This window comes from Varibaculum sp. C0165D1, from assembly GCF_056590355.1.
This window is the reverse complement of record NZ_JBWPVY010000002.1, coordinates 76,654-102,369: the sequence shown is the minus strand read 5'-3', so window position 1 is coordinate 102,369 and position 25,716 is coordinate 76,654. Positions and strand designations below refer to the sequence as shown.

19 protein-coding genes are annotated in these 25,716 nt (G+C 54.6%); 18 read left to right on the top strand and 1 reads right to left on the bottom strand.

Features of this window, described 5'->3' with window-relative positions:
* Window positions 1–300: 300 nt before the first annotated feature.
* The 3 genes from AC1EKS_RS03065 to AC1EKS_RS03055 all read left to right on the top strand — a co-directional run bounded on the left by AC1EKS_RS03065 (window position 301) and on the right by AC1EKS_RS03055 (window position 4,769).
* Window positions 301–1,386, top strand: a complete 1,086-nt coding sequence (locus AC1EKS_RS03065; RefSeq protein ID WP_481008776.1) for a 1,4-dihydroxy-2-naphthoyl-CoA synthase — start codon at window positions 301–303, stop codon at window positions 1,384–1,386.
* A 117-nt stretch (window positions 1,387–1,503) separates the two neighbouring features.
* Window positions 1,504–2,586: an o-succinylbenzoate synthase gene (locus tag AC1EKS_RS03060; RefSeq protein WP_481008775.1), complete on the top strand. Its 1,083-nt coding sequence runs from the start codon at window positions 1,504–1,506 to the stop codon at window positions 2,584–2,586.
* Complete coding sequence (locus AC1EKS_RS03055; protein ID WP_481008774.1) at window positions 2,583–4,769, top strand: thiamine pyrophosphate-binding protein; 2,187 nt, start codon at window positions 2,583–2,585, stop codon at window positions 4,767–4,769. Before AC1EKS_RS03060 ends, AC1EKS_RS03055 begins: the two co-directional genes overlap by 4 nt.
* 6 nt (window positions 4,770–4,775) lie before the next feature.
* Here AC1EKS_RS03055 and AC1EKS_RS03050 read toward each other — a convergent pair whose 3' ends face one another.
* Window positions 4,776–6,284, bottom strand: a complete 1,509-nt coding sequence (locus AC1EKS_RS03050; protein ID WP_481008773.1) for an isochorismate synthase — start codon at window positions 6,282–6,284, stop codon at window positions 4,776–4,778.
* A 398-nt stretch (window positions 6,285–6,682) separates the two neighbouring features.
* Between AC1EKS_RS03050 and rpsL the strand changes: the two genes are divergently transcribed.
* The 15 genes from rpsL (at window position 6,683) to rplW (ending at window position 25,702) form a co-directional block, all read left to right on the top strand.
* Window positions 6,683–7,057, top strand: coding sequence for a 30S ribosomal protein S12 (gene rpsL / locus AC1EKS_RS03045; protein WP_022864284.1), 375 nt, complete (start codon window positions 6,683–6,685; stop codon window positions 7,055–7,057).
* 1 nt (window position 7,058) lies between these two features.
* Window positions 7,059–7,529 (top strand): 30S ribosomal protein S7, encoded by a 471-nt coding sequence (rpsG, locus tag AC1EKS_RS03040; RefSeq protein WP_481008772.1) that lies wholly within the window; start codon window positions 7,059–7,061, stop codon window positions 7,527–7,529.
* Window positions 7,530–7,550: 21 nt separating this feature from the next.
* Window positions 7,551–9,713, top strand: a complete 2,163-nt coding sequence (gene fusA / locus AC1EKS_RS03035; protein ID WP_481008771.1) for an elongation factor G — start codon at window positions 7,551–7,553, stop codon at window positions 9,711–9,713.
* 128 nt (window positions 9,714–9,841) lie between these two features.
* Window positions 9,842–11,032: an elongation factor Tu gene (tuf, locus tag AC1EKS_RS03030; RefSeq protein ID WP_481008770.1), complete on the top strand. Its 1,191-nt coding sequence runs from the start codon at window positions 9,842–9,844 to the stop codon at window positions 11,030–11,032.
* Window positions 11,033–11,246: 214 nt separating this feature from the next.
* Window positions 11,247–18,053 (top strand): DUF5979 domain-containing protein, encoded by a 6,807-nt coding sequence (locus AC1EKS_RS03025; protein ID WP_481008769.1) that lies wholly within the window; start codon window positions 11,247–11,249, stop codon window positions 18,051–18,053.
* 201 nt (window positions 18,054–18,254) lie between these two features.
* Window positions 18,255–19,727, top strand: coding sequence for a SpaH/EbpB family LPXTG-anchored major pilin (locus tag AC1EKS_RS03020; protein WP_481008768.1), 1,473 nt, complete (start codon window positions 18,255–18,257; stop codon window positions 19,725–19,727).
* 58 nt (window positions 19,728–19,785) lie between these two features.
* Window positions 19,786–20,778: a class C sortase gene (locus AC1EKS_RS03015; RefSeq protein WP_481008767.1), complete on the top strand. Its 993-nt coding sequence runs from the start codon at window positions 19,786–19,788 to the stop codon at window positions 20,776–20,778.
* On the top strand, window positions 20,775–21,512 hold the full coding sequence (locus AC1EKS_RS03010; RefSeq protein ID WP_481008766.1) for an LPXTG cell wall anchor domain-containing protein: 738 nt from the start codon (window positions 20,775–20,777) through the stop codon (window positions 21,510–21,512). The genes AC1EKS_RS03015 and AC1EKS_RS03010 overlap by 4 nt, the downstream gene beginning before the upstream one ends.
* Window positions 21,513–21,694: 182 nt before the next feature.
* Window positions 21,695–22,459: a DUF3800 domain-containing protein gene (locus AC1EKS_RS03005; RefSeq protein WP_481008765.1), complete on the top strand. Its 765-nt coding sequence runs from the start codon at window positions 21,695–21,697 to the stop codon at window positions 22,457–22,459.
* Window positions 22,456–22,653, top strand: coding sequence for a hypothetical protein (locus AC1EKS_RS03000; protein WP_481008764.1), 198 nt, complete (start codon window positions 22,456–22,458; stop codon window positions 22,651–22,653). The genes AC1EKS_RS03005 and AC1EKS_RS03000 overlap by 4 nt, the downstream gene beginning before the upstream one ends.
* Window positions 22,654–22,707: 54 nt before the next feature.
* A complete protein-coding gene (relB, locus tag AC1EKS_RS02995; protein WP_481008763.1) occupies window positions 22,708–22,929 on the top strand; it encodes a type II toxin-antitoxin system RelB family antitoxin in 222 nt (73 codons plus the stop codon).
* 827 nt (window positions 22,930–23,756) lie between these two features.
* Window positions 23,757–24,065 (top strand): 30S ribosomal protein S10, encoded by a 309-nt coding sequence (gene rpsJ / locus AC1EKS_RS02990; protein WP_022864279.1) that lies wholly within the window; start codon window positions 23,757–23,759, stop codon window positions 24,063–24,065.
* Window positions 24,066–24,076: 11 nt separating this feature from the next.
* A complete protein-coding gene (gene rplC / locus AC1EKS_RS02985) occupies window positions 24,077–24,745 on the top strand; it encodes a 50S ribosomal protein L3 (protein WP_481008762.1) in 669 nt (222 codons plus the stop codon).
* A 2-nt stretch (window positions 24,746–24,747) separates the two neighbouring features.
* Window positions 24,748–25,392: a 50S ribosomal protein L4 gene (gene rplD / locus AC1EKS_RS02980; protein ID WP_481008761.1), complete on the top strand. Its 645-nt coding sequence runs from the start codon at window positions 24,748–24,750 to the stop codon at window positions 25,390–25,392.
* A 4-nt stretch (window positions 25,393–25,396) separates the two neighbouring features.
* Window positions 25,397–25,702 carry a 50S ribosomal protein L23 gene (gene rplW, locus AC1EKS_RS02975; RefSeq protein ID WP_024059450.1) on the top strand — a complete coding sequence of 102 codons (306 nt, stop codon included), beginning with the start codon at window positions 25,397–25,399 and terminating at the stop codon, window positions 25,700–25,702.
* Window positions 25,703–25,716: the final 14 nt, after the last annotated feature.

Sequence of the window (25,716 nt, the reverse complement as noted above, 5' to 3'; positions counted from 1 at the left end):
TCTCGCATCTTTTACAGCTCGACCCTTACGCAGTTCATACCAGCCAGCGTGGAGCCTAGGTTTTATCCGAGTAGGCGCGGTGGGCATAAGAATTCGGAAAACGCCGCTACGTTTTCCGGATTCTTGGGCAGGAGGAAAAACCTAGGCTCCGCGCGGGAACTGCAGGGGAAACTGATCCCCTGCGTTTGCCCCGGAGTGCTTTTACCGAGCCAGACCCGACGAATAAGGAAAAACCTAGGGTCTGCGCAGGAATGACACTGCATGGAAATCGGGTAGCAGCTTGCGCGGTAGGGTGGGGGTATGAGCCAGCTTGAATATGTTTCTGACACTTTCGATGAGCAACGGTGGATTCCAGTTCCCGGCTTTGAAAAGCTAACTGACCTCACTTTTCATCGAGCAGTAGTGAAAGTGGGAGGGGAGGATAGCGCCTCGTCCTCATCTGAAGCTCAGGAGCAGCACAAACCCTATAAACCGGGGCGTGACCGCTATGAACTAACTGATTTCGCGGCCACTGAATTGGCTGATTCCGGAGAAAACGGGGATAAACTACCAGTTTTGCGGATTGCTTTTGACCGTCCCCAGGTGCGCAATGCTTTCCGTCCGCATACCGTGGACGAGCTGCTGGCTTGCCTGGAATATGCGCGTAGCGCCGCCGATGTGGCGGCGGTAATCCTAACTGGGAATGGCCCCTCCGACTCCGATGGAGGCTACAGCTTTTGTTCCGGTGGTGACCAGCGGATTCGTGACCGGGGTGGCTATCGCTACGAGCAGCAGGGCGCCGATCCGGATGCGGAAGTTTCCCAGCGCCGCCAAAACTTGGATTTGGCCCGGACTGGGCGCCTGCACATCCTGGAAGTCCAGCGCCTGATTCGCTCGATGCCTAAACCGGTAATCGCTGCGGTTCCCGGGTGGGCTGCCGGGGGTGGGCACTCTCTAGTGGTGGTGTGCGATTTGGCGCTGGCCAGCCAGGAGCATGCCCGGTTTAAACAAACTGACGCGAATGTGGGTTCTTTTGATGCGGGTTATGGCTCGGCGCTCCTGGCGCGGCAGGTGGGGGACAAGCGCGCGCGGCAAATTTTTTACCTGGCGAACACTTATGATGCCCGGCAGGCCGCAGATTGGGGAGTAGTCAACGCGGCAGTGCCGCACCAGCAACTAGAAACCGTGGCCTTAGAGTGGGCGCTGACTATTGCCCGCAAATCCCCGCAGGCTATCCGGATGCTAAAATATGCGTTCAACCTGGCAGATGACGGTTTGCTGGGACAACAGTTGTTCGCGGGGGAGGCTACTCGCCTGGCATACACTACCGATGAGGCCGAGGAGGGGCGGCGCGCCTTCTTGGAGCACCGGGAACCAGATTGGTCAACTTTTCCCTACTACTATTAGGGTTTTCAGGGCAAAAAGACCCACAATAGGAAGTAGAAAGACCGAAATAGGCAGTGGTAAGCGAAAAAGTATCGTTTGCGGAAGTAAAACGATAACACGAGGTTTTAAGGGAAAATAATGGCAGGAAACATCAGCACTCCAATGCTAGTTGAGGTACCGGCTTCGCAGGTCAGTGACCTCAGTAAACTTTTTGATAATTCCGAGTTTCCTCCGATTGAAATTGACCAGGCGCTCGTTTATTCTTTGCCTCTCGTAAACCGTTTCCGCAGGATAATAGTGCGTGAGGGCGTGTTATTACGCTCGGGGAACCGCTGGGGCGAGTTCGCGCCCTTCTGGGATTATGGCCCGCACGAATCCAAACGTTGGTTGTGGTCAACGGTTAATGCCCTGACGGAAGAGCTGCCAGACCCGGTGCGAGCCAGCGTTCCCGTGAACGTGACCGTGCCCGTGGTTTCCTCTGGGCGCGCCGCCCAAATCGTAGAGCAAAGCGGCGGATGCCGGACTGCGAAAGTTAAAGTCGCAGATCGGGGCACCGAACTTGCCGATGACGTTCAGCGGGTGAAAGCAGTGCGCGCCGCCCTCGAAAATCAATTCGGTGAGGATTATCGAATCCGGGTAGACGCTAATGGCGCGTGGAACCTGGCAGAAGCCAAAACCGCGATTGCTGCCCTAGATGAGGCAGCTTGGGGGCTGGAATATGTGGAGCAGCCCTGCAAGAGCGCAGGAGATTTGTTGGAGTTACGTGCCGCCACTTCGGTGCCGCTCGCGGTCGATGAGTTGATTCGCCGCTCCCCAGATCCGCTTTCTGACTTGCCGGCAGGCTGCGCCGATGTGATGATCGTGAAAATCCAGCCCTTGGGGGGCGTCTCCGCGGTTATTGATTTGGCGAAAAAAGCTAATGCACGCGGCATGGACGTGGTGGTTTCTTCCGCGGTTGATAGCGCGGTCGGTATCGGACTGGGGGTGCGCGCCGCCGCCGCGATGAACCAGCTCCCCCATGCCTGCGGCCTGGCGACTAGCCAACTGCTCAAATCCGATGTTTCCCGCCAGCCCTGGCAGGTTAAAGAGGGGCAGCTAGAGGTGCAGGAAGTGGAAATAAATGCGGATTTAATTAGCGCCCCAGATGATAATGATCGCCGCGACCTGGTTAAACGTTGGGATCAGCGAATGCGAGATGTAGCGGAGGTAGCTAGTAGGTGAGTGATGTTTCTTTCCTCTCCACTCCCTCCCGCCGCTCTCAAAATAATAAAAACCTGGATCCGGCCGGAGAAACTCTAGAGTCGGCCACCGCCTTGGCGCGGCTGGCAGTTAGCGAGTTGGTGCGCGCCGGAGTGCGCGATTTTGTGATTTCTCCCGGTTCCCGGTCTGCGCCTCTCACCTATGCTTTGGCGGCGTTAGCGCAGGCAGGGGTAGTCCGTACTCATGTGCGCCTGGATGAACGCTCTGCAGCTTTCTTCGCCCTCGGGTTGGCGAAATCCGGAATTTATAAAGGCGAGGACGCGGCCTACACCCCGGTAGCCCTGGTAGTGACCTCCGGTACTGCGGTCGCCGAATTGCATGCGGGAATGCTAGAAGCTTTGCACTGCGGAATTCCGCTGGTAGCTGTGACCGCTGATCGTCCCCGCTCCGCTCGCGGAACTGGTGCGAATCAAACTACCTGGCAAAAGGGAATTTTTGGGGCTGCCTGTCCAATGGCGCTAGATATTGACGCCAGCGAGGACGACCTGGATACGGTAAAAGAAAGTCTTAGTGATGCCTTTGAGGAGGCCTGGGGCACGGGTAGCAAAAAACGCGGGCAGCTATGCCCGTTACAGCTGAATTTATGTTTCGCGCCGCCCTTAGTGAGCTCCACCAGCTGGCAGATTCCTGCCGAGCTGCAAGGTCTTGCTTTAGGTGAAGCTGCAAGCGCTGCATCCTTAGAAAACCCCTTAAAAACTCAGGTAGTGGCGGAGGGTGCCGGTGAAGCTCCCCGGAAAATCGCAAAGACTCTGGTCGTTTTAGCGGATCAATGTCCCCCGCAGGTGGCACAGGCAGCGCAACAATGGGGACTGCCGGTGTTGGCGGAGCCGACCGTTACCCTGAAACCAGGAAACGCAGTGCAGATCGCGCACGCGGCGCAAGTGCTCCCCGCCCTCGCAGGTGAAGTAGAGCAGGTGATTATAGCTGGTCATGCTACTTTGTCCCGTCCGGTAACTGCGCTGCTTTCCCGAGAGGATATCCCGATCTATTGCCTGCCCAGCTTGGGAATGGCAACTAACCTCACTGGAAAATATATAGCTACTACCTCCACACAGGTAGATAAGGTTTTCCCGGCGGTTTCCAGTCCTAGCTGGCTGGCGCGTTGGCGCGAGGCCGCGCAAGCGGTTGAGCGCGCCTACCGCAGCTGTATAGATCGCCGGGCGGTCACCGTTTGGCAAAACGCCAACTATGCTGCGCTCGACCCTCGCGGTCTTCCGGAAGGGGCAGGGGATGTGCAGGTCACGGGAGCGGGGCAGGTAAAAAAGCATGTTTTTGCTACCTCGAGTGAAGGCGGACAAACCGCGAACGAAGTTGCCCACCGCCTCCGCATGACTTCCCCTGACGGTACCCCGGAACTAGCGGATAACCTGCGAGAACTGGAAATGGGGATAGATCCTTATGCCCTCGCCCGTATTTACGAGGATATCTATGAGGAGTGGGTTAATCGTGACCCCGATGCTTCTTGGGAAACTAGCCAGAAAAGCATTAACTCCCCGAACAGCACCGATAGCGTGAGAGATGCCGATGGTGAGGGCTGCTCGGGGAGCGGCAATAGCGCGCTTGCGCAACCGGACGGGAAAAAAGTGGCTGCCACCTGTGCGCCTCCACTGACTATGCTCGGTGCCTCCAACGCGATTCGTGCTTTCGATTTGGCAGCACGCGGTGACCGCGGGATTACCTATTGCGCGAATCGCGGGCTGGCAGGCATAGACGGAAATATCGCGACCGCCTTGGGACTGGCTGCTGGAACGGGGCGCGGGGTGCGGCTGATTATCGGGGACCTGACCTGCCTGCATGATTTGACCGGGTTATTAACTGGGCAACTCGAAAATGAGCCCACCGCGCAGGTGCTGGTCCTTAACGATGGGGGAGGACGCATCTTCGCTACCCTCGAACACGGTGAAGCTAGTGACCAGGAAGTCTTCGAGCGCTACTTCTTGACGCCGCAGCATTTCGATCTCTCCGCCCTGGCGGCCGGCCTGGGGTGGGAATACCGCTGCGCCCAGGATATCGAGGAACTGAAAGCGATTCTTCGTGGGGATCCGCGCCGGGAAATCGTGGAAATCAATGCTTACCTGCCGGATTTGCGTTCTCGGCGTGCCGCTTTGGAATCTGAAATCCTTCGGGAGTTAGCTGCCCTTTAACCTCGTTTATGCCTGGAGGGCGCGGCGCATCGGTGACATTTTGGTTTTGGTTTCGGCCAGCTCGCGCTGCGGATCGGAATCTCCCATAATCCCCGCTCCGGCAAGCAGGCGATAAGTATCAGCGCGAGCCGGGTCGCGCTCGGCGCACCGCAAAGCAATTGCCCATTCGCCCTCGCCGGCAGCATCCATCCATCCAATCGGGGCGGCATAGCGACCCCGATCCATATTCTCTAGGGAGGCCAGGCGCGCAGCAGCTACTTCGCGGGGCTTTCCGCAAACCGCTGCCGTGGGGTGAAGTGCCGCCGCTGCACGCAAAGAGCTAACTCCCTGATCAGCAAGGTTTTCATCGGTAATATCGGTCGCCAAATGCGTAACATACCCCAGGTGCAGCAAGCGCGGAGCAGGCACCTCTAAATCTAAGTCGAGACCAGTTAGCGACTCCTCGGCGCTTTGAACTGCCAACCGGTGCTCAAGTTGCTCTTTAGGGTCGCTTAGCAGGCGTTGCTCCTGAGAGGGAAGGGCCGAGCCCGCGAGGACGCGGCACAGCAGCCTCCCTTCGCTGACGCTGGCGAGCATTTCGGGGCTGGCTCCCACCAGGTTGCCAATCGCATAAGTCCAGCAGGTGGGGTAGGTTTCAGCCAAGTATTTGGTAACTCGCACCAAGGAAACATCCTGTTCAAAGCGGAGTTCCTTATCGCGGGCAAGTACGATTTTTTCTGCTCGCCCCGCGCGAATTTCCTCGGCAGCGCGCCCCACTGCCGACATCCATGCATCCGGCTGCAAATGCGGGTACGTTTCGCTAACTACCTGCGCGGGGAGGGAGGGGGAGAGCGGGGATGGTTGCGGGGGAATTGCTACGTTGGTATTTCGCGCGGGGCAAGAGCCCAAGGAGGGGCTGCCAACCTGCGTGTTTTCTGTTGCTTCTGCCCTAGTGCCCGAGGCTTCGCTTTGGGCTTCTTCCCTATTATTCCCTGCCGCCTTTTGCACATTCTCGGCAGTTGCGCCAGAATTTCCCCGGCTTCCTCGGAAATCTTCTTGCCCTGCCTGAAAGCGAGCCTGCCACAGCCAAGTGTTACCGCCACTGGAAACCACCGCTAAAGCTGGTACTAGCAGCAGCGAGGGGGTAGCGGGCGTAAACCCGAAACTCCCTAAAACCAACGGCCAGCTTATTTGTCCTGCTCGTTCGCGCGAGAAACCGGCAGCTACCTCGGAACTTTCAACTTCGCTACCAGTCGTATGCTGGCTAGTTTCACACAGATCCCGCCAGGCGTCCTCGGCAGCCGCAAATCTGTTTTCGCCGCTAAAGCTGGCCTGCCAAGCTATTCCTAAGCCCGCCAACTTGAGTCGCTCCCCGCTCCAAACCGTAAGGGTGCTGCGCTCAGCTGTGGCAGGTGAAAGCAAATGCTGATATTGCTCTAAAAGCTCAAATACCTGCTCAAAGCTGCACTCGCGATTGCTTAGCCTAGATACGCGGTATTGCAAATCTTCGCTCGCGGGCAGGCTAGATGAACACACGATTCCTCATAATAAGCCAGGAACCAACCCGACACGAACCCGCCTGTAATATTGACGCAGGATCCCAAAATCGGAGCTTTACTCATGGAATCAGTCACAAAAGGGCTTTTATTTGCTAATCCGGTTTGACCAGCGACAGGGTGGCTGGCTAATTTTAATCATGGTGCCCGCGATACCGGGCCCCGAACTAGCCAGATTTTTCTGGCACGGGCTCTTCTCCGTTGAGCTCCGGACGTTAAGGGTAAGTCAGTTAGGCGCGATCCGCTGATTACCTAGGCCAGCATCCTGTGCAGCCTTAACCTTGCGGGCCGGCCCCGGCGGTGCAGTATGCCCGTTTCTGGGGCAGATATTTCGGTACCGCGTGGCAAGTGTTTCGACATTAAGTAACAGGAGAAGTAGTGCCTACCATCCAACAGTTGGTCCGCAAAGGACGCTCAACTAAGAAGGCGAAGAGTAAAACTCGCGCGCTAAAGGGCTCGCCCCAGCGTCGCGGCGTTTGTACTCGTGTTTACACCACCACCCCGAAGAAGCCGAACTCGGCACTGCGGAAGGTGGCGCGTGTTCGTCTGTCCAGCGGCATTGAAGTGACCGCTTACATCCCCGGCGAGGGACATAATCTGCAAGAACACTCCATCGTGCTGGTGCGCGGTGGACGTGTAAAGGACCTGCCCGGTGTGCGTTTCCACATCGTGCGCGGCGCGCTTGACACCCAGGGTGTGCGTGACCGTGGCCAGGGTCGGTCTAAGTACGGCGCGAAGAAGGAGAAGAAGTAGTATGCCTCGTAAAGGTCCAGCTCCCAAGCGCCCTTTGGCAGTTGATCCGGTTTACAACTCGACCATCGTCACCCAGTTAGTGAATCGGGTGCTGCTAGACGGCAAGAAATCTTTGGCGGAACGTATTGTTTACGGCGCGCTCGAGGGCGTGCGTGAACGTACCGAGCAGGAACCAGTCAGCGTGCTAAAGCGCGCCCTGGAAAATGTTCGTCCTGCCCTAGAGGTGCGTTCTCGCCGCGTCGGTGGCGCTACCTATCAGGTGCCAGTGGAAGTACGTCCTTCGCGGGCGACCACTTTGGCGCTGCGTTGGTTGGTTGATTTTTCCCGGCAGCGCCGCGAAAAGACCATGACCGAACGCCTCATGAACGAAATTTTGGATGCTTCCAACGGCCTGGGTGCTGCGGTGAAGCGTCGTGAAGATATGCACAAGATGGCGGAGTCCAACAAGGCTTTCGCCCATTACCGCTGGTAACTCTGACCGGAAGGAACAATTGTGGCATTAGAAGTGCTTGCTGACCTATCTAAGGTTCGCAACATCGGCATCATGGCTCACATTGATGCCGGTAAAACCACTGTAACCGAGCGCATCCTGTACTACACGGGCATCAACTACAAGATTGGGGAAACCCACGATGGTGCCGGAACCATGGACTGGATGGAGCAGGAAAAGGAACGCGGGATCACCATTACCTCCGCGGCGACCACCTGTTTTTGGCATGACCAACAGATCAACATCATTGATACCCCTGGTCACGTTGACTTCACCGTAGAGGTAGAGCGCTCCCTGCGCGTCCTCGATGGTGCCGTGGCCGTATTTGACGGTAAAGAGGGTGTAGAACCCCAATCTGAAACCGTGTGGCGTCAGGCCGACAAGTATGACGTACCCCGTATTTGCTTCGTCAACAAGATGGACAAACTGGGTGCTGATTTCTACTACTCGGTAAAGACTATTGAGGATCGTCTGCACGCAAAGCCGGTAGTAATGGTACTGCCGATTGGTGCCGAGGCCGAGTTCAAGGGAATCGTTGACCTGCTGGAAATGCGGGCTGTTTACTTCCCGGAAACTTTCAGCGAAGAGCAGGCTGCAGAGGCTAATAAGAAGGGCGCGAAAGTATCCAAGGGAGACCCCACTTTGGGTGCGGTTCTCGAATATGGAGAAATCCCCGCTGACCTGAAAGATCGCGCTGAAGAATACCGCGAGAAACTGATTGACGCGGCGGCCGAAGCCAATGACGAATTGATGGAGGCTTACTTAGAAAACGGTGAGCTCACCAATGATCAAATCATCGCCGGTATTCGCGAACTCACTTTGAAGAGCGAAATCTACCCGGTGTTTGCGGGCAGTGCTTTCAAGAACAAGGGCGTACAGCCGGTTCTGGATGGCGTTTTGCGTTACCTGCCTTCTCCGCTGGATGTTCCGGCTCTGGAAGGACACAGCCCCAATAACGAGGAAGAAGAAATTCTTTGTCCTCCGGACGAGAACGCCCACTTGGCGGCGCTGGCATTTAAGATTGCCGCGCACCCCTTCTATGGCAAGCTGACCTATGTCCGGATTTACTCCGGGCACATCAAGGCGGGCTCCCCGCTGCTGAACGCCACCAAGGGACGGCGTGAACGCGTCGGCAAGATTTTCCAGATGCACTCCAATAAGGAAAATCCGATTGAGGTTGCGCACGCTGGTAACATTTACGCCTTTGTGGGCTTGAAGGACACCACCACTGGCGATACCTTGTGTGAGAGTGATCAGCCGGTAGTTCTAGAATCGATGAACTTCCCGGATCCGGTTATTCACGTGGCCATCGAGCCCAAGACCAAGGCTGACCAGGAGAAGCTGGGGATTGCGATTCAGCGCCTGGCAGAAGAAGACCCGACCTTTACCGTGCGTCTAGATGACGAGACCGGCCAGACCGTGATTGGCGGTATGGGCGAGCTGCACCTGGACGTGCTAGTTGACCGGATGAAACGCGAGTTCCATGTGGAAGCAAACGTGGGCGCGCCTATGGTTGCGTATCGCGAAACCATCCGCAAGACGGTCGAGGATGTGGAATACACCCACAAGAAACAGACCGGTGGTTCTGGCCAGTTCGCAAAGGTACTGGTTACTTTCGAGCCGCTTCCCACGGATGCGGAAGAACCGTACGAGTTTGTTAATAAGATTACCGGCGGACGTATTCCTCGTGAATATATTCCTTCGGTTGACCAGGGCATTCGAGAAGCCATGGAGGGGGGCGTTTTGGCTGGTTATCCTTTAACCGGTATCAAAGCGACCCTGACGGATGGTGCTTACCATGACGTCGACTCTTCAGAAATGGCATTCAAGATTGCCGGTAACATGGTTTTGAGGGAGGGCGCTCGCCGCGCTAAGCCCACTTTGCTGGAGCCGATTATGGCCGTTGAGGTCCGGACGCCAGAAGAGTATATGGGCGACGTGATGGGCGACCTTTCCTCTCGCCGCGGATTTATTCAGTCCATGGACGATGTCAATGGAGTGAAGGAAGTCCGGGCAAAGGTTCCGCTGTCGGAAATGTTCGGGTATGTGGGTGACTTGCGTTCAAAGACGCAGGGTCGCGCCGTTTACACCATGCAGTTTGACAGCTACGATGAGGTCCCCCGCTCAGTTGCTGAGGAAATCATTGCTAAGACCCGAGGCGAATAGCCCTCGCGGGTACCTTTTAATTTATTAAAAATCACAGAAAAACCCGTAGGAGATCATTCGCGTTGGGTGTTAACCTTTACTTTGACAACCAAGCGATAGATAACTACCCGAGTCCAGGAGGACATTAAGTGGCTAAGGCTAAGTACGAGCGGAATAAACCGCACGTTAACATTGGTACTATTGGGCACGTTGACCACGGCAAGACCACCTTGACCGCGGCTATCACCAAAGTGCTGCACGACACCTATCCGGAACTGAACGCGTTTACTCCTTTCGAGGACGTAGACAACGCTCCGGAAGAACGCGAACGCGGGATTACCATTAACGTTTCCCACGTGGAATACCAGACCGAGAAGCGTCACTACGCACACGTAGACGCCCCCGGTCACGCCGACTACATCAAGAACATGATTACCGGCGCAGCTCAGATGGACGGCGCGATCCTGGTGGTTGCCGCAACTGACGGCCCCATGGCTCAGACCCGTGAGCACGTACTGCTCGCTCGTCAGGTGGGCGTCCCCGCCATCCTGGTTGCTCTGAACAAGTGCGACATGGTTGACGACGAAGAAATGCTGGAACTGGTCGAGGAAGAATGCCGCGACCTGCTGTCCAGCCAGGACTTCGATGGGGATAACGCCCCGGTCATTCAGGTTTCTGCTTTGAAGGCGCTGGAAGGCGACGAGAAGTGGGTTGGCCAGATTCAGAAACTGATGGAAGCGGTTGACGAATACATTCCGGAACCGGTTCGTGACCTGGATAAGCCGTTCTTGATGCCGATCGAGGACGTCTTCACCATTACCGGTCGTGGCACCGTGGTTACCGGTCGTGTGGAGCGCGGTAAGCTCCCGCTCAACTCCGAGGTGGAAATCCTGGGTATTCGCGCACCGCAGAAGACCACGGTTACCGGTATCGAGACCTTCCACAAGTCGATGGATCAGGCCGAGGCTGGCGACAACACCGGTCTGTTGCTGCGCGGCACCAAGCGTGAAGACGTGGAGCGTGGCCAGGTTGTAGTAGAGCCCGGTTCGATCACCACTCACACCAAGTTTGAGGGTCAGGTCTACATCTTGAAGAAGGACGAGGGTGGCCGCCACAAGAGCTTCTACTCTGGCTACCGTCCCCAGTTCTATTTCCGTACCACCGACGTTACCGGCGTTATCACCCTGCCCGAGGGCAAGGAAATGGTTATGCCCGGCGACACCACCGAAATCTCGGTGGAGCTCATTCAGCCGATCGCTATGGAGATCGGCCTGGGCTTCGCTATTCGTGAAGGTGGCCGCACCGTTGGTTCTGGTCGTGTAACCAAGATCGATCTGTAAACTAACCTTTTAGTTTAAATCGCGCCCCGAGAGTTACCTCTCGGGGTGCGATTTTTTTATCCATCTCATTATCTGAGCACGCTGAACGTGATCTTTAAAAGTGCTTGACGGGTTAATGCGCTTTAACTTAGGATTGACTCCAAAGGTATCTTGCTCGCCCCCTTGCCGGGTAACCCGGGGGGGGCGTAGTTTTACTAGGATTGTTAGGTGCAACGTGGCAGGACATAAGCGATATCAAAAGCTGACCGCGGTGCTGACCCTGTTGGGGCTGGTGCTCGCGTTGATTCCGGTGGCGGTATTGGCGCTCCCTAAAGCGCAGGCAGTACCCTCTGACCCGGCTCACCCCATCATTGGGGGACCAGATGACCCCTGGCCCTCGGATCCTCCTCGGGAAGCGGAATCCCAGGACATCAAGAGCGCTGGTTCTATTGCCTTAGTGTTTGAGTTCGGGTCTTTCTATGGTTACCAAACCATGGGCGGCGGCATTACCGGTACTGCAAATAAAGATTGCCCGAAGGATTACCCAGCGATACCTGCGAATAGAAAGCGTCTTAATGGGGGAGCTCGGAACGCTAATTGCCGGAACTGGGATCAAAACCAGGCAGTAGCGAATGTAATTGAGAAGCTCAAAGGCTCCCCGCTGTCTGTAGGTATCTATCACTATGCCCGCAAGCAAGATGAGGGGCGTTACGGGAATAACACTCCCGACTTGCAAGCGACCTCCCTGGCAGATGAGGCTGGATATAACAAGGTAATGGATAAAGTTTGGTCCTTAGATGCCACCAATGGCGAAGGCGGCAATATCCAAAGTGGCTATGGTGGCAATGGTGAGTGGGGGCTGGGTAAGCTCTATCGCGATATGTACCGCTACAAGCAGGCACAACTAGCTGAGCATGCCGGTGACCCCAATTTTGTGCCCCGGCCGCTTTATTCCAAGATCATTATCATGTCGATGTCAGATCCTCACTGGCACCTTAGTAAATCTGTGTACACGAGTCCGGGTGACGGCAGATGTGTTAATACCAATAATGGTGTATATCCCAACTGGAATGTTGTTCATGACGAAGAGGGTAATTTCGTTGATGATCCCGAAAACGTAGACAGCGAGAATCTCCATAATTGTAAGTGGAAATGGCTTCCGCTGGAAGCTAATCCCGGTCGCGCCGGAATGTTAGATGTTGCGCGGATGATTCGCGGTCTGGGAGCGGATGTTCGCACTATGGGTATGGGGGACTGGGTCGACAGATTTCCTAATCCAGACGGTGGTGGTGAATCCACCCGGCATATGTTCCTACGCGCGTTGACCGGTGCGGAGGACCCAGCTCAATCGACGCCGAATTATCAATACGTACCCTTCCCCTCTGATAACGCCGGCGGGTCTCCCGGCGGTTATTACGGCTATCCAAACGGAGACTACTTCAAAAATCCATGGAAGGACGGCGTAGCCAACGGTACTTTTGAGAACACTATGCGCCGTTGGATGTGGGAAGATACCCACTTTTCCCTCACTTCTGACCTGGTAGATCAAGATTTCCGCTATGTAAAACCCAATGCTGGTCAACGGGTTGATTTCACCCCCGTAGATACCTCCGCAGCACCCCCCCAGAACCATATAACTGGTAAAGATGGTCGCTTGGTAATCAGCCTTACTAAGGCCAAGATGACCGGCGGGGTGGATATTACTTTCCCCCGGCATACCACTGAATACTGGCATACTAAACTTAAGGGGAAGATTGTCCGCTGTAATGGTTTGAGTAGAACCAATGGACAGAGCGCACCTTTCACGCCTGATGAGATAGATGATCCGGCAAACAATAAAGTCGGATTTAAGATCCCTGCGAATAAGATTAGTGAGCTTTTCTCGATTAAGTGTGGGACTTACTCGCGCCCGCTGCAAAAGTTGACCTTTGAAAAGACCGTTTCAGCAGTTAATGATCAGATTCGTTACGAAGTCGGGGGCAAGCCTCCTCACTACACTAATGGCGCCAAATACTCGTATAAGTGGGAGTGTAAAGATCCCCTGGGAGACAACCCGGATGACTATGTTGTTGCCCCCACGACCGCTGGTCCCCAACAGGTTAAAGAGTTGAACATTATCGCCAAGTTGGCCAAACTTCAAATAACTCCGACGCCAGTTCCGGTAGGCACCCAGTGTACTATCACGGAAACCATCGAGATGCCCGAGGGGTATGACGTCACTACCGCGAGTATGAAATTTACTTCTGACAGCTATTTTATTGGAACTAACTTTGCGGTAGACGAGGCTCAAACCCAGAAAATAAAAGATCAAAAGCAGTCGGTAAAGAATATCATCGTGGGTAAAATCAAGCTTCAGGATCCCACTGTCACCACCGAAAAAGACTCGCAGCTGGTTTCGCATACTGTGTATAACTCCCTGCGAGCGCACGTCGAAGTTACCCTGCATTTCTCTAACTCCAAGAATGATCCCGCATTGGCGAAAAAAATCGCAGAGGGCAAATTACCTAAAAAGGTTCCGGTGTACTATAACTGCCGGTTCATGGCTGACCCCACTAAACTCCCGGAGTTGCCGGAGACAAATACCGGAACCTATCCCGGCTACGTAGGAGTCGACTGGGTAGGGGTGGAAACCGATGGTACCGCCAAAGTTATCCTGGGGAAGGATAAAAACGGCAAGGATGCCTGGCCGGTCGGTACTCACTGTTTACTTTCAACGGTACCCCCGAACCAGAACATTCACGGACCAGGTACCGGGGTGGGCGAGTCGGTAAATATCCCCGGCGTAGTCGTGAGGGACAGTTACGAATCTACTATCTGTCAGGCAGACCACGATACCAAACCCAAAACTCCTAAAGCCTGCAGCAACAACTACTTCTGGGTACACTCTCCCGGCAAACAAGTTATTAACATAACCGAGGATTTGCAACGCTTGGAAGGCAAGTTGCGGGTAACTAAAGAGCTTACCGGCGAGGCCGCTAACCAGGGTATTGGGCAGACCTTCCCCATGCATCTGAAATGCACCGACGAGGGAGTTACCCTGCCGATTGACGGTCAAGACACTTTAAGCTTTGGCGTTAAGTCCACCGAGTCTAAGCTAGTGGAAAAGGTGCCGGCCGGGGTTAGATGTGATCTTACCGAGGATTCGATCGGGGCTCCCGCTGCTGTGCCCAACGCCCAGCTGGTGATGCCGGGTCCAATCAGCACCACCATAACTGACACCACGATTGAAACTCCGGTTACCGTCAATAACGACCTTAGTTATAAGCTGGCTAACCTGGCCATAAACCATAAGATAGCCTGGGGACAGCCGATCCCGGATTCCACCATGCAGGACACCATAAAAGGTAAGGATAATAAAGTTACGGTGTCCTGTAAGCTGCCAGGAGAAGCGGGGCAGACAGTCAATGAGTTAGTCATCCCGGCAAATGGCACCGAGACTACTTCCAAGTCCTTGGAGAACCTGCCGGTTGGTTCCCAGTGCACCATTCAATCAGAGCCGCAAGACATTGCGGGATTGAATGTTAGGTACCAGGCTCCTCCACAGACGGTGACGATCGCCGAAAGCGAATCTACCGCCAATTTGGAAACCAAGTATTCGCTGCCACGCGCGGGTGACATTTCGGTACAGGGGCTGGTGAAATCTCGTCCCCAGTACGATGCCCTGAGTATTCCCGATACTTTGGACGCGCAGGTTAAATGTACAACAAGCGCCGGAGCGGACATAACGCCCGTACCCATCACGCTTGATTTGAAGAATGGTACTAGCACCATCGTCCCTTCCACTACTATCCCCGAGGGGTCGGATTGCCGGGTGGAGGCTCCGCTTGCCGATTTAGAAGGCAGAATAGATTGGAAGTGGGCGAATGTTGATGATATCAACCAGGCAAATCCCGCCCCTATCAACACCCAATTCACTTCTCCTAGCGGAAGTGGCAGCGTTAGCGTGGTTATTCGACTATGGGCTAAGGCCAAGACTACCACGGTAAATCTGGCAGCTAACTCCAGCATGTGGACTTCCAAGGATGCCAATAGTACCGCCACCGGCGACCGGATTACTGTTCCGGATGAATGGCGTAAAGCCGTCCTGGGGATTGCCCCCAATGATGCTGATAGCACCAAGGTTCCTCTTGAGGTTAAGTGCCAGTACAAAAATGGCGCGGTAACATCTACGGCAACTTTTTCGCCGGAGCTGTCTAATAAGGGTACCGTTACGCCCCTGGAAGTACCCGCCAATTGGGACTGTACGGCTACCACCAACGAAACGACTTTGAAGATTCCTGGAACCGATTTGCAGGATCCCGCCTGGTCAGGTGCCGGGGGCACTGCCAGCGCGGATAAATATAGTTATCAGTGGACCTCTGCCGATGGGCAAACCCCTGCTGATAGGCAAACAATCACTTTGCAACGGGATTACCGCTTGCAGTTGGCGACTTTCAACCTGAAGAAGAAAGTCGGTGGCGAAGGCGTAACTATTGTTTCTGGTGATAAGCACTTCCCGGTGAGCTGGTCTTGCTCCTTGAATGGAAAGCCAATCAATATCCCCGCGCCCCGTGACATTGGGCTACGAACCGATGCCCAAGCTACTTTCGGCGATGACCTGGCTTCTAGGCTGCAAGACCTGCATCCCAGTGCCAGCACTGAGATGGGTCGTTTCCAACAGGGTGAATGGCACGTGATTGATGCCCTGCCGGCGGGCGCGGTTTGTACCGTCACTGAAGATCCCGATGGTGCCAAAGTAGACGAAACCGTATGGAGTCACTATTGGGAGATTACCAATGGTTACCGCGGTCGTGACCGGGAGGGAAACGAAAAGTGTACGGATGCTTCCGATAAGTGCCGCGCCGAAAATGTGGGCGGAGTGATTAAAGTCCAGGTGCTCTTGCCTCGTGACCGAAAAGCAGGGCCAAACGGAGCATTCACACCCAATGATCCCAATAAACCCACTGTCGGGGACAACTTAAAAGATGAGAATGGGAATCCCCGTAACCCGGTAGTTCCCAGCACCCTGCCCGAGAACTTTGCCGGCGCTATGGTTTCTTGGAATAACTATGTCTTCGAAAAAACCCAGGTGAAAGTAAGTTTGACTAATACCGGCAATGGGGCGCCCTTAGCTAGAGGTAAGACCTTTGACGCTCGCCTCTACTGCGGGCCGCCGCCCCTAATTGGAGCCGGAGACGCGGAGTTGCCTCCCGATAGTAGCGCTGCCGCCATTATTAGAGTGGCGTTGAGCTTTAAAGAAAGTGCCACTGAGCCTGGAAAGTGGGAGGATGCTGTTGCCAACCAGCTGATTCCAGTCGGGTATCGCTGTGTTTTGGCAGAGGAAAAGTTCCCAGAGTTGGATGCCAAGGTGACTACCACCATTGCGAAGGATCCAACCCAAGACACGCAGACCGCAGATGCCGCCGGATTGAGGGCTCTATTTAGCTATAACAAAGGAAAAAATTCGCAGGTAGATGATGATTCTAACCTGAATCTAATGAGTGGTGACCAGGGAATTGTGGGCTTCATTGTGCACCCCAATCATGTTAGTGGCGAGGGGAGTACACAAAAACAATCCCTCTTTACCATCAATAACGATTTCGTGCGTCCTGCCGCCAAACTAAAAGTGGTGCAGAAGGTGCGAAAAGATGATGCGGCCTCCTATATGTCCGTGGGGCAAGCCTTGGTAGACAAAGGGGAAGTTGGCTATAGGGCGCACTATCAATGCACCGATAAGTATCTGCGAGATGCTCAGGGTAACCCCCAGGTGTACGAGGGCTCTATGGATTTGAGCGCTAACGATAAGACCACCTTGAGCACTGGTGAACTCACCTTGCTCTCCGGTGAGGACGGCGGTAACTTCGTCCCCGCCAGCTCCACTTGTAAGATCTGGCATGAAAACCAGACCGGGAAAGACCCGGTTGCCAAGTACAAGGATCCGCAGGTGTACTTGAACCCCAGTGCCAAAGTAGTAACCGAGGGGGCTACCGAGCAAACTGAGGCATTGGGCAACTCGCAAACCCCGGATGCCTTAAAGGTCACCCCGCTCAGTCTGGACCCCGAAGGTAAGAAGGAAACTACTATTACCTTCGAGGACTTCTATCTGGTGCCTTTCGATCAATATCAGATAGGTACCGCAGTAGAGGGCAAGCGCCGCGATGAGGTACTGCCGGAAACCAACAAGTACGCGTACAACTACACCTGTACTCGCCCGGCTGGTTTGCCGGTACCCGATGGGGGCTATCCCGCGATAGCCGGTACCGCCGAGGCAGGGCGCGGCAATTTCGTGCGGCTCCCGCTGGTGCCGGTGGGTACCACCTGCAAGCTGACCGGTACCAAACCGGATACCTCGGCGAAACCGTACCTGAAAGTGGCAGGCAACTGGGTGCCTTGGGACGTGGATAAACTGGGATTCTATTTCTATGACAACATGGATTTCTCCCAAGTTAACAAGACCAAGCTGGCAGTTAAGGATACGGATCCTGGCAAGGGCACCTTCGAGATTACTTTGGATGGAACCACCAAGCAGGGCGTGGTGTTGTACTCGGTTTACAGCAACGGCACCAAAGTGCGTATCTATAAGGCAACGGCTCCCAAGCCTAACGGACAGGTGGTTCCGGATGCTACCTTCTCCCTATATGAGAGAAAGGCAGACGAAAGTGCCGGGACGCCGATCGAGCTGGTGCCAGTTGAGGGCCAGCCGGGTGTGTATGAATCGAAGACCGAACTGCCACCTGGCAACTACCTGCTGGGGAATACCAATGCCGGCACGAATGCGGGCGAAAGGTTCCCCTTCGGCTGGAAGTTTGCCGTCGCCCTAGATCCTGCCGATCAGAAAGCGGAGCAAGACACCGTAGTCAAGCTCGATCCGGAAGCTTTCAGTTCCGGTCTGATAGCCACCTATGCGCCGGACAATACCGTCAAGGCTTGGCAGATCGAATTGGCGGACGTAAGAGTTGGGAATCTCCCCCTGACCGGTGGCTATTTGCCCTGGTTGTGGCTGGTGGGAATCTCCCTGGTGGCCGCTTCGGCAGCCGTGATGTGGCATAGGAGGCGCGAATGAAAATAATTCACCGCGCGTGCCTGCCACGCTTACCCGCGGGATGGATGCTTGCCGCCTGGAGACAGTCTTTAGCTCGTGAAAGATTTTTCCGGTCTGGCACCGACCCCGGGTTAACAGGGGGTAACGCGCAAACATCTTAAAACAAAGAAGTTAAGAAAATTTCCAAACGTAAATAAACAGAAAAACATAAATGAGGTAAAAATGTTTTCCAACACTAAGAAATTTGTTCGGAGGGGGATGGCACTAGCTGCCGCCTTGGGCATGGCTGCCCTGGGCTTAGTAGCAGTGGGCGCTCCTGGCGCCAGCGCCGCCCCCGCGATCGATGCCAACAAAGATTACACGATTTCGGTAGAGCCCCAGATTGGTGAAGGCGGAGTTCCCGCCGATGGTAAGAGCGGTCATTTTGATGCAGCTAATAAACTGCCCTCGGGTACTTTCAAGCTGGAAAAAGGTGACTACGATGTGACCACTACCGCTGGTTACAATGCGGCCACCAAGGCGACTCCCGCTAACTTCACTCCGGCAAGCCCGGCAGTTGAAGAGACGAAAGACTTGGGTGCCGATGGCAAGACTTCGTTTACGGTCAAGCCCGGTTTGTACCGTTTGACCCAAACCAAGGCTCCTACCGGCTACAAGGCGGCGCTCCCGTCCATAATCCTGATTCCGATGACTGATCCGGATAATGGAACCTGGATGGATACCGTAACCGTGTACCCCAAGAACGGTTCCGCGGGCAAGATCACCAAGAAGGACATCACCCCTAAAGACGAGGTAGTTAAACCGGGTTCCAAGATGACCTTCGAGATTGACTCCCCGATTCCTACTCTGACCGCGAAAGCTCAAGGTGACAAGTTAAAGACCTACAAAGTCACTGATACTCCTTCGGGGCCGCTGAAGGTTGATAAGGCCAACTCTACGATTGAGAAGGTCGAGATTGTAGATGGGAACACCAAGACAGCGCTAGAAGCTGCTGATTACACAGTTATTGAAAACCCCTACGGAATTCAGCTGACTGCCACGGGCCTTGCCAAGCTGGATGCCAACTCAGGTAAGACCCTACGAGTGACCCTGACCGGTAAGATTGCCCCCGCAGGTGACCCCATTTGGAGTCAACCGGCAAGTAACTGGGTCATTAAGAACAAAGCAGCCTACAACTATGACTCGGAGAAAGGTGAAAACGGCGGCAGTGAAACTGATCCTAAAGACCAGCCGGATATTCCGATGGCTAAGCTGCAGGTAAACAACAAGGACGGACAAACCGATATCAACAATAAAAACGCAGAGTTTAGCGTCTATGCTTGTGACGATGCAGCTACCGGGGATCCTTCCACCACTGGTGCCGCAATCGCGACCGGGTTGAAAGCCGGAGTAGCTAGTTCAGAACCCCTAGCGGCTCGTGACAATAGTCTGTGCGTGGTACAGACCAAGGCACCTACCGGTTACGAGTTGGGTAGCTCTGTGGAGAAAGTCGGTTTCGATAAGGCCACGGTTAAAGCCGCTGCTGATCAGAACAAACCAGTAGAGGTCGAGTACCAGAACACCCTAAAGAGCTCAGATATCCTCTCGAAGCTACCGCTAACCGGTGGAGCGGGCATTGCCCTCTTCCTGATTGTGGCAGCCGGATTACTGGGCGGAGCATACTACTATGCTCGTCGCAATCGGGTACGCGCGTAACTAAAATAAAGTGTCGGGGAGCAACCCTGCTCCCCGACACTAAATAGCAAGGCGAAAATTGGGGAAGAAAGAGAAAACCAGCGGAGCCACCGAGCAGCGTAAAGGCAAAGTTCAGCGCAGCCGCGGTTCCACTCTGATCCCCGTAATCCTGGCGTTGGCGGGTATTGCGGTGTTGTTATACCCCGTGGTGGCAACCCAATGGAACAATGCCCGCCAACTCCAGATCGCCTACGAATATTCAAAAGCAGAAAAACATCTTGATAGGCAGCAGCTGTCTGATTCTTTTAAGGCAGCCCAGGCATATAACCAGCACACCCCGGGGGCTCCCATCCTGGATCCCTGGTTGGCGCGGGTTGCCAAAGACAACAACCCCTATCAGGTGTATCTAAAACAACTAAATATCGTCCCGGAAATGGGGCGTCTGATAATCCCGGGAATCAAAGTAGATTTACCTATCTACCACGGTTCCCAGCCAGACACCCTAGAACGCGGAATCGGGCATCTGTACGGATCCTCCCTCCCGGTAGGGGGTAAAGGAACGCACGCGGTACTCACCGGGCATAGCGGGCTCTCAACAGCCACTTTGCTTGATAACCTGACCGAGGTTAAGAAAGGTGACGCTATCTATGTGCAGGTAGCGGGGCAAGAGCTTAAATACCAGGTGCGTTGGATTCGGGTAGTTCGTCCCGACCAGGTGCAAAGCCTGCAGCGGCAAGAAGGCAAGGATCTTTTAACCGTCCTCACCTGCACGCCCTACGGTATTAACAGCCACCGGCTGTTAGTGACTGGAGTACGGGTGCCGATGGATAAAAGTAAGCCTTTCGCCGGACCCGGGAAGCTGGAATGGCCGTGGTGGATGGGAGCCATAATTTTTGTGGCTTGCCTAGCTGCTCTGCTGCTCGGCTGGTGGCTGTGGAGACAGCGTCGCCGCAATGAGGACGAAGAAAAAGCTTCAGGGGCTTCACCCCCGATTGGCAGGGAGGGAATCCCCGCCACCGACGCCGAAATAACTACATATTACCCGCCACGAAAAGCAAGGAGGACACAGTGAACAGCACGCGACGCAAGCTGAAAGCAGGCTTGGGGCTGCTGGCCGCACTAATGCTTGCCCTGGTACCAACCTCAGCGATGGCTTCACCGCAATCGGATCAACCAGTAGTAGTGGGTGACATCACCGGCCTCGATCCCGCAAGTTTCAATCCCGCGCGCCTCGGACAGTTACATATAACTAAGACTGCTGCGAATCCCTATGATGACCCTAAACCGGGAGCCTTGCCTAATGGCCCGGCTGGGGGACAGGTGATTCAGATTAACCGGGTCAAAGGGGTAGATTTGCCTACCGCCGACTGGACGCAACTGCAGAAGATGACGGTTAAGCAGGCCGAAACCAAAGGCTTAGAGCCGGCAAAAACCATGATCACCGATGATCAAGGCAACGTTACCTTCGCTGACCTGCCGGTCGGACTGTACCTGGTAAGCGATCAGAAACCGGCAGACACTACCCATAAATATGGTCGGATTAAGCCGTTCCTGATAACCATGCCGTCCGGTAACCCGGACTTGCACGTATGGACTTTTAACATTTCGATTGCCCCCAAGATGATGGCGGAACAAACTCCGGCCCCCGCGACCCCGCCCCCGCCCCCGGCCAAGCCGCACATGCCCAAAACCGGTGTCTACGTGGTGCCATTCCTGATTGCAGCGGGCGTACTCTTTAGTACCGGCATCCTGGTTGCCGCCTTGCGGCGCCGTCGCCAAGAGGATGAAGCCCCCGCGGAAGCTTAAAGAAACTCCACCGCAACTTAATACTCTTTTCCCCCGCGCGGTATCCAAGCCTGCGCGGGGGATTACTCTGCGTCGAATCTACTGCGAACCGTGAGCCCGGGATTTTCGCCCGCCCGGGTCTGGCTCGGTAAAAGCAGTCCAAGAGCCCCGGGGGGTTGTTTTGGCTGGGAAGATACTGTAGAATGGCACTACTAGGGCTGTTCGTGAGAACCGGGTCCTACATTGGCGGGAACATCTCCCGCCATTTCTTTTACCGAGGGGAAGCCTGTTTGCTCGACCGAAGAATCAGCATTTTCGTAGACGAATCAGGAGATTTCGGTTTCAAAAAAGGATCCTCTTCCTTCTATCTATTTACTCTGGTTTTACACGATCAATCAAAAAATCTCACAGAATACCTCGAAACTCTAGAGCGCCGCTTAGCCGACCTAGGGTTCGCCAATCATTGCATTCACACCGCCCCCATCATTCGTAATGAAAACGAGTATTTTAATTACAGTTACGAAACCCGACGCAACCTGATGTTCGTGATGCGAAATTTCGCAAGGCACCTACCTGTAAAAGTAAAGACCTTTTCCTTCGATAAAAAACTTTGGGACAGCAAAGACAAGCTTCAGGCTCGAATTGCGAAAGAACTTGCGGAGTTTTGTCGAGATAATCTTGCATTTTTCCAGTCCTTCGATTCGAGAGCTTTGTATTATGACAACGGGCAAAGTGAGCTTGGATTGGTACTCAATACCGTTTTTAACACCTTGTTAGATGTCGAGACCAAAAGGGAAGTTAAACCGAGCGATTATAGGCTATTCCAGCTTGCTGACTACATTTGCACCTTAGAATTAGTTTCCATTAAAGCGAAGCGTCACCAGCTTTCAAACAGTGAGGATATGTTTTTTAGAACAAAAGAACTGAATAAACAATTCATAAAAGAAATAAGAAAGCTAAACCTTTGACCCCCTTCCTCGCAGGTGAACCTGGGGGTCACGGCGCATCTGCGTTTAACCCCACGCCATACGTGGTAGATATGGCAGCTATGGATTTGGAAAAAGAAGTCCTCTACCGGGTGATGTTTGGGGAACTGAGTGCCCCGGCACTAGACGACAAAGGCAATTCGCCGCTTACGTGCCTTTCCGAAACAGACATCTGATGTGTTTGCCCATAACCGGAATACTATGAAGTAAAGGAAAGGGGAGATTGTATTATGTCGATATCTATTAGTTTGACTGACGAAGAACAACGTCTAGCCTCCAGCTATGCGCGCATTCATTCAATCTCTCTTGGCGACGCCTTTAAACAGGCTTTCTTTGAGCGGCTAGAAGACGAATACGATTTACAAATAACGCGCGAAGCTCTTGAGGAATACGAGCGCGATGGTCGCAAATCACGTCCCATTGAAGAATTATGGGAAGAGTGCGGTCTATGAGACGGATTCGCAAGCATTGCCAAACACCTGTTCTTTAACCGCGCCAGTTCACGCGCGGGAGCTAACCTCTACTAGGTGCGCGCGGGGGGAAAGTTTTTCCTCCTGCCCAAGAATTCGGAAAACGTAGCGACGTTTCCCGAATTCTTATGCCCACCGCACCTACTCGGATAAAACTTTCCCCCCCCCGCATGCGGTACGGTGTCACACAGCCGCAAGTGCTGAAGTTGCGAATGGGCTGGCATGGTAAAAGATGCGAGAGACCGGTTGCAATCACTAATCGCAACATCGGAAACGCACCTATTTGTCTCAGTGAGATAATGTCTCTAGCCGAGCGAAGCAAGGCTCACTGGGGTCCCCCGAGCGCTTTTACCGCGGCAGCCCCGATGCGTCAGTCGTGGAGGATCCTGCTGTCGCGCGGAAGGGAGGGAAAACCTAGTTTCCGCGCAGGACGTTACGAAAAGCACCCCATGCGCGGCAGAAAATGAGTGCTGCGACACGCCCGGATGCGTGGACGTGGGGTCATTCACATGACCGCAGCTTGAAAGGGTTCTTACAAGCGCGTTAAAGTAGTTTACTGGCTCTAGTTGAAAGGTGCGCTCTGCGTACCCGCTCTCCTAGCGCCCGGCAGCAAGAACGCAGGAATCGATTCGTGCCCGGTGACCTAGTTCGTCCGGGAAGATCACCTCCCTAAACTTTTTAGGGATTCTTGCGCTTGCAACCGGCCAAGTTCGCCCTTGCGGTCTTGGCGCAAGCAAGGGAGGAAATCCCCTGGCAGGCCCGGGATAAACACCGGGGAAACATCTACGGAAGAAGAAGAGGTAGACGGAATGGCGGGACAGAAAATCCGCATCCGGCTGAAGTCATATGACCACCAGGTCATCGACTCGTCCGCGAAAAAGATCGTGGAAACGGTCCAGCGCGCGGGCGCCACAGTGGTAGGCCCAGTACCTTTGCCGACCGAAAAGAACACGTTCACCGTGATTCGGTCGCCACACAAGTACAAGGACAGCCGAGAGCAGTTTGAAATGCGTACGCACAAACGGCTCATCGACATTGTCGACCCGACGCCTAAGGCAGTCGATTCGCTAATGCGTCTCGATTTGCCCGCTGACGTAAACATCGAGATCAAACTCTAAGGAAAATAATTATGACCACGCAGACCCAGCCGGCTGCCGCAGTACCCACTCGGGCACTTCTCGGCCGCAAGCTAGGCATGACGCAGGTTTGGGACGAGGACGGAAAAGTCGTTCCCATCACCGTCGTGCAGGTCGACAAGAACGTGGTGACGCAGATTCGAGACCAGGAAACCGATGGCTACACCGCCATTCAAATCGGTTTCGGGCAGATCGATCAGCGGAAAGTCACCAAGCCCCTTGCCGGCCATTTTAATAAAGCAGGAGTCAGCCCCCGTCGCCACCTAGTAGAGGTGCGTACCGGAGGAAATGACGATTTCACTCTTGGCCAGGAACTGGCTGCCGACATTTTTGAAGTCGGCCAGAAAGTGGATGTTACCGGAAAGACCAAAGGTAAAGGTTTCGCCGGGGTTATGAAGCGTCACGGTTTTGCCGGCGTTTCTGCCTCCCACGGTGCTCACCGTAACCACCGCAAGCCTGGTTCTATCGGCGCTTGCGCCACCCCCGGACGCGTATTTAAAGGCCTACGCATGGCCGGACGCATGGGCGGGGACCGCAGGACCATCCAGAATCTTAAAGTTCAGGCAATCGATGCTGAAAAGGGCATTGTCCTGGTTACCGGAGCTATTCCCGGTCCCAAGGGCGGCATTGTTCTGATTCGTAGTGCAGTGAAAGGTGCGTAACTATGACTAATCTTTCGCTAAACATAACTGATCCCGCTGGCAAGGAAGTAGGCAGCATTGACCTGCCCGCCAGCATCTTTGATCGGGATCCCAATATTTCTTTAATGCACCAGGTAGTTAACGCGCAGCTCGCGGCAGCCCGTCAGGGTACGCACTCGACTAAAACGCGCGGACAGGTACGTGGTGGCGGCAGGAAGCCGTGGCGCCAGAAAGGCACCGGTCGGGCCCGTCAAGGCTCCATCCGCGCGCCGCAGTGGCGGGGCGGCGGAGTTGTACATGGCCCGCACCCGCGCGATTACTCCCAGCGCACCCCCAAGAAGATGAAGGCCGCGGCTCTGGCTTGCGCCCTGACTGATCGGGTACGCAAGGATCGTATGCACTTGGTGTCCCAGTTGGTTGCCGGGGAAACCCCCTCGACCAAGGCTGGCCGCGAACACATCGAATCCCTGGTAGATCAGCGCTACGTTCTGGTAGTGCTTACCCGCCCGGAAGAAGAGCAAATCTTGTCGCTGCGTAACCTGCCGCAGGTTCACCTGCTGATGGTTGACCAGCTCAATACTTACGACGTACTCAATAACGAGGACGTTATCTTCACCGAGGCCGCGATTCGCCAGTTCATCGCCGATAAGACCGGACAGGAGGCGTAAAGCAATGGCACTCGAGGTTACTAAGAACCCGCGGGATATTATTTACCGCCCGATCGTCTCGGAAAAAGCCTATGGCCTGATGGATCAGGGGAAATACACTTTTGAGGTAGACCCCAAAGCCAATAAGACCGAGATTCGGATCGCCATCGAAAAAATCTTCGATGTGAAAGTAAAGACCGTAAACACGATTGCGCGCAAAGGTAAGCGGGTACGTACTCGCACCGGATATGGCAAGCGGAAAGATGGCAAACGCGCCATTATTACCCTCGCCGAAGGCACAATCGATATCTTCAACGAAGCGTCTGCGTAAGGGGTGAACAAGTA